Source organism: Arthrobacter sp. B0316-1-20, assembly GCF_059091865.1.
In genome coordinates, this window is the sequence record NZ_JBNHHC010000189.1 from 1 (window position 1) to 3,484 (window position 3,484).

Below are 3,484 nucleotides of genomic sequence, written 5' to 3' on the forward strand. Positions count from 1 at the left end.
GCCTGAGGCGTCGCCGCCTGAGGCGTCGGCGCCTGAGGCGCCGCTTCGCCGGCGGATAGAGGTGCTGCGGGTAGCGCGGTGCAGCAGCACAGCAAGCTCGGATGCCTCCGTCTGCGGGTGCACCACGTCCCGGATTCCGGCGCGCATGGCGGCCAGGACGGTGTCCGGATCCGGATCGCCGACCAGCAGCACGCTGACTTCGGGCCGTTGTACTTCGAAGGCGCCAGCCAGACGGAGGGCGTCTTCGCGGGCAATCCCGGTTCCGAGCACCACCACGTCCAGCAGCGCCGGGCTGGCCAGTGCATCCAGGACTTCCCGGGGTTCCGACGGGATCGTCTCACTGTCCCAGGCCGTGACCTGTCCCTCCAGGGTGCCGGCGGCGGCGACACTGAACTGCTGTTCGAAACCGGGATCGGTGGCCAGAAGTGCGTAGCGGCTCATCAGTACAGTCCTTCCTTGGTCAGGACACGGGTGTCATTTTCGGTCGCCGAGGCCGGCTCCTTGGAAAGCCAGATCCGGGCGAATTCCTGGGCGTAGATCACTTTTTCAGCGTTGGGTGCGGACACGGCCAGGGTGACCAGGACAATGCCCTCCGGAGCCGGCGCGGCTGCGCCCTCGGTTTCCGCGGGAGCTGCAGGTAGGCCCTGCACGCTGGTGACCAACACCTTGTGGAGGGCCAGGTGGGAAACCGGGCCCTGGCCTTCTTCGGGGCCTTCTTCCATGGACATGAAAATCCCCACGGTGTCGCCGGGCTTCAGCTGTCCTCCGACCACGCGCTGCGGTTCCAGGGCGATGGTCACTTCCTGCATTCCATCCGGCACCGCCACGGTGCCTTCAGGCTGCAGATCGGCGGGATTGGCGAAGCGGGCCGAGAGCAACTGCTCCCCGGCCACCAGATCGACGACGGCAATCTGGCCGGCCAGGTCCGTCACGTCAGTGACGGTGCCGGCGGGAACGATCTTGGCAGGTATTTGCTCTGTGGTGACGAAGGAGGTGAGCTGTTCTGCCGGGGTGCCTTCCGGAATGTCCTTGGTTGCCACCAGGACCTCGGTGGTTTCGGTTCCGGCCATGGCCCGGGCGTCCGCGCCGCCGACATAGGAAAGAACCAGGACCGTGCCGATGACGGCCATCAGGATCGCTGCGGCGGCTCCGATGATTCTTGTTTTCACTGCTGTGTTCCTATTGTGTGAGCGAGACGAGGGACGTACCGAATTGGTTGAGGCCGCCGCCGAAGGTGAACTTCTGTTCGGCCGCATCAAGAGTCACGAAGGTGACGAATTCTCCGATCAGGGCCCGGCAGTTGCCGGTGCAGGCCACGGAGGCGGGGCTGAGGTTGTTGTATGCCGAACCGCTGAAGTTCCAGCCGGACAGTTCGAAGGCCGCGAAGCCCATGATGTTGTACCAGCCGTTGGAGCCCTGCCCGCCCACGTTGTCGTAGAGCGGCAGCAGGACGGTGGTGTTGACCACGTTCTGCAGCATGTTGCTGTTCTTGCAGGCGGCGGGCAGGTCGTTACCGGTGTCGCTGGTGACCTCCGGGTCCACCGGGAATTCCGGCAGCGTGGAGCCGCTGATGTTGATCTTGGTCTGGCAGGTGCCTGCCGGGTTCTGCTTGAGCCAGCCGAAGCCGCCGGGGATGGTCCGGGACGGACCGGCGTCACCCGGAATAGAGGAGCTGGAGCATCCGGCTGTAGTGGAACGGTTTGGATTGAAGTCCACCCGCTGCACGCCGGCGTCGAGCATGTTGTTGAACTGGCACCAGGAGATGGCGACCGGCAGCACCGCGCTGCCTGCCACCGGAGTGCTCCAGCGTGCCTTGGACTGAGTGGTGACCGTGGCGGAATCATCCAGGCCGAGGATGGGGGCGAAGGCCATGGCCAGTCCTAGTCCGTTCGGGGTCCGGGTGGTGGTGTCCACCGTGACGGTTCCCGTGGACTGGCTGAGGGTGACGGCGGCGTCCGCCAAGCCGTCGGCGGCGTTCTGCCCGGCCAGGGAGGTGGCCAGAGCGGTGAAGTCGCTGCCGCAGTTGCCGGCGGCGCAGTTCTGCGCCACGGCCAGGGCGGCGGAGTCCGAGCCGTTCTTCAGTTGGGCGCGTTCGTAGAACAGGGCCCCGATATCGATGACCAGGGCGGCCATGCCCAGCAGGACAACCATGAAGATGGCGGTGGTCACCGCGACGGCGCCGCGTTCATCCTTTAGCTCATCCTTCAGGCGCCGCATTGCATGACTCCTTTGCCGGTCAGGTTGATGCTGGCCCCGAACATGCCGGAGAGGAACTGAAGAGGATAGGTGACGGTGACTGTAACGGTGGAGCCGGGCGGGCAGGGCCCACTGCCGGTGGGGCTGACCGAGATGGCGACCTGCGAATCGGTAGGATCCGGATGCAGGGCGCTGGCCGAGGCAACGGTCGTTGCCCGTGCATTCGTGAGTGTCTGGGAAGGTACAGCGTTGATGGACATGACCCGCGCGCCGTCACGCGCAGCGGCAGTCAGCATCATCTGCGCGTTGTAGACGCGGCCGAACTCCACGATGCCCAGCAGCAGGAGCAGCAGGATCGGCACCACGAGGGCGAATTCGACGGCGGCTGCTCCGTCCTCGGCGCGTAGGCGCTTCATCGGTTGCTCCTTTCGTTACGCCAGGCGGGGGCGAAGATCGTTTCGATGCAGCGCCCCCGCCTGCGGTTGCCCTGTATCCCGGGCGGAACTGGATTCGGCTGTCTATATTCCTTAGAGACCGAGGCCAGCGCGGAAGCCGGTGAAAATAGCGGTCAGGTCGTTACCGAAGATGGTCATGCCGCCGATGATCAGAACGGCCATGACGCCGACCAGCAGGGCGTACTCAACGGCGGTGGCGCCGGTCTCTTCGCGCTGCAGGCGGGTCTGGAGGTTGATGCCGAGGGTCTTGAGGGTGGCGAGGATGGAAAGCATTTTTTCTCCTGTGAGAGTGGTCTGGACTGGCCCTGCGCCAGCCGCTGATAAAAAGTTAGCAACGACTTTCCGGCTTTTTGCTTGACTTTTGTGTTTCCTGTGCTAGTCCTGATCGAACGGTGTTCTTAGTGGGGAAACCCTGAGCTTTCACTGCACAACGCTGTGGCTAAGCGTGTGGAAATCTCGCCGTGATCTCGGTGGTTAAGCGGCGCGTGCAGTCGAGTCGAAACCTCATCAGTAGACTCGAGCTGTGTTCACAGCGGACGCGGAATTGGACCAAATGTTGCCCTCGACGGGAGCAGCCGACGTACCACCGAGGGTGAACGGCGCATGAAATATCCCAGGGTTATTTATGCCCGGGGCGCTGCTGTTTGCATGGCCCTCGCCCTCATGGTGGTGGTGCCGTTCACGGTGCTGGATAACCGACCCTCGCATTTCGGCTGGCATATGTACGCGATGCACGTCGAACCGCCGCAGGTCTGGACGAGCCCGAAGAAACCCGGCCTTTCGAGGACGGTAAGGGGAAGCTGGATCTGATCAATCTCGAGTCAGGCCCCGTC

Annotated in this window: 5 protein-coding genes and 1 pseudogene; 1 reads left to right on the forward strand and 5 read right to left on the reverse strand. The window is 64.1% G+C overall.

Going from position 1 to position 3,484, the window contains the following annotated elements; all coding sequences use genetic code 11:
- From AC5RW2_RS41565 to AC5RW2_RS41585, 5 genes and pseudogenes are all read right to left on the reverse strand, one after another.
- Positions 1-441 (reverse strand): annotated as a pseudogene (locus AC5RW2_RS41565) (AAA family ATPase); the annotation flags it as partial.
- Positions 441-1,169: a Flp pilus assembly protein CpaB gene (cpaB, locus tag AC5RW2_RS41570; protein WP_494032377.1), complete on the reverse strand. Its 729-nt coding sequence runs from the start codon at positions 1,167-1,169 to the stop codon at positions 441-443. The gene cpaB and the pseudogene AC5RW2_RS41565, both read right to left, overlap by 1 nt.
- A gap of 10 nt (positions 1,170-1,179) precedes the next feature.
- A complete protein-coding gene (locus AC5RW2_RS41575; RefSeq protein ID WP_494032378.1) occupies positions 1,180-2,217 on the reverse strand; it encodes a pilus assembly protein TadG-related protein in 1,038 nt (345 codons plus the stop codon).
- Entirely contained in the window at positions 2,205-2,612 is a 408-nt protein-coding gene (locus AC5RW2_RS41580) for a TadE/TadG family type IV pilus assembly protein (RefSeq protein WP_494032379.1), read from the reverse strand. The genes AC5RW2_RS41575 and AC5RW2_RS41580 overlap by 13 nt, the downstream gene beginning before the upstream one ends.
- A gap of 111 nt (positions 2,613-2,723) precedes the next feature.
- Positions 2,724-2,924, reverse strand: a complete 201-nt coding sequence (locus AC5RW2_RS41585) for a Flp family type IVb pilin (protein WP_494032380.1) — start codon at positions 2,922-2,924, stop codon at positions 2,724-2,726.
- 330 nt (positions 2,925-3,254) lie between these two features.
- Between AC5RW2_RS41585 and AC5RW2_RS41590 the strand changes: the two genes are divergently transcribed.
- A complete protein-coding gene (locus tag AC5RW2_RS41590) occupies positions 3,255-3,461 on the forward strand; it encodes a hypothetical protein (RefSeq protein WP_494075325.1) in 207 nt (68 codons plus the stop codon).
- The last annotated feature ends 23 nt before the right edge of the window (positions 3,462-3,484 follow it).

Excerpts from the sequence above, each read along its gene's own strand:
- AC5RW2_RS41575 (WP_494032378.1), bottom strand. The coding sequence starts at position 2,217 with ATGCGGCGCCTGAAGGATGAGCTAAAGGATGAACGCGGCGCCGTCGCG.
- AC5RW2_RS41580 (WP_494032379.1), bottom strand. The coding sequence starts at position 2,612 with ATGAAGCGCCTACGCGCCGAGGACGGAGCAGCCGCCGTCGAATTCGCC.
- AC5RW2_RS41585 (WP_494032380.1), bottom strand. The coding sequence starts at position 2,924 with ATGCTTTCCATCCTCGCCACCCTCAAGACCCTCGGCATCAACCTCCAG.
- AC5RW2_RS41590 (WP_494075325.1), top strand. The coding sequence starts at position 3,255 with ATGAAATATCCCAGGGTTATTTATGCCCGGGGCGCTGCTGTTTGCATG.